At 42.5% G+C, this 1,194-nt stretch carries 1 protein-coding gene; it reads right to left on the bottom strand.

Annotated elements, in window-relative coordinates:
- Nucleotides 1–1,194: class I adenylate-forming enzyme family protein (locus V7659_RS31905; RefSeq protein ID WP_335543970.1), on the bottom strand; the 1,194-nt coding region annotated here is incomplete at both ends.

Below are 1,194 nucleotides of genomic sequence, written 5' to 3'. Positions count from 1 at the left end.
TTCACAACCAATTCACGTAAATCTTTCTTCATGATTTTACCAAGTTTATTCTTTGGCAGATCCTGCGTGAAATGAATGGATGGCACTTTGTAATCTGCTAAACGTTCCTTGCAGTAATTCACCACATCTTCTTCGCAGAAATCGACAGATTCGTCTTTTACGATATACGCACTTGGTACTTCACCATATAAGTCATCTGGTACCCCAATGACAGCAGATTCAATTACACCTGGAATTTGATCAATGACCTCTTCCACTTGGTCAGGATAAATATTATCCCCACCGTATAGAATCACATCTTTGTATCTCCCTGTGATATAAAGAAAACCGTCTTCATCCAGATAGCCTGCATCCCCCATATGGAACCAGCCATCTTTGAGCACTTTCTCTGTCGCTTCAGGTTGATGATAGTAGCCTAAGAAATAAAATGGGCTTCTCATGACGACCTCACCAATTTCTCCAGCTGGGAGCGCCTCCTCTGTCTCAGGATGCACGATTTTGACTTCTACATCCGGATCCACTTTACCAGCAGAGCCCATCTTATCCTCGCCCCTCGCTGGATGCCACGCACTCACAACCCACGCTTCTGTACTTCCATAGCCATGCATCATCTGAATGCCTACTTCTTTGTAATCTTTAATTAAGCGTACCGGTACCTTCGTACCACCAGAAATCGCAATTTCAAAAGATGAGAGATCGTACGAACCGCGCTTCATTTCTTCTAGCATGTACGTATAAGCTGATGGGAAAGCCATCATAAACGTAATTCTTTCTTTCTCAATCGTTTCTAAAATGCGTTTCGGTGTTGCATCATGTAAGAAGACTAACGTATACCCTTCAATTGCAGCTGCAATCAAGTGATTAATAGAACTCATATGATACAGCGGATGACTTGCCAAGTACCGTTTTCCTTTCAGATCAAATCCTCGATTCCCACGTCGTGTTAAAAATTGATAGATTCGTCCATGTCCGACCATACAGCCTTTTGGATTGCCTGTTGTACCTGAGGTGAATAAAATCATGGCCAAATCTTCTTCTGATACCTCTTCAGCAAGATCAATGCCATCATTAGACGCCAATATGTCTTCAAACAGCTGTGTTGTTTTCGCATTGACACCAGATTCCACCATGAGACAATCTTCTAAAGACACATTCACTGCCGCAATGATGTCGCGGAATTCACGGTCAAAAAAT

Origin of the sequence: Neobacillus drentensis (assembly GCF_036966985.1) — a bacterium.
Taxonomy (GTDB): Bacteria; Bacillota; Bacilli; order Bacillales; family Cytobacillaceae; genus Neobacillus; species Neobacillus drentensis_E.
The sequence above is the reverse complement of the archived record's forward strand: the minus strand, read 5'-3'. Positions and strand labels throughout refer to the sequence as shown.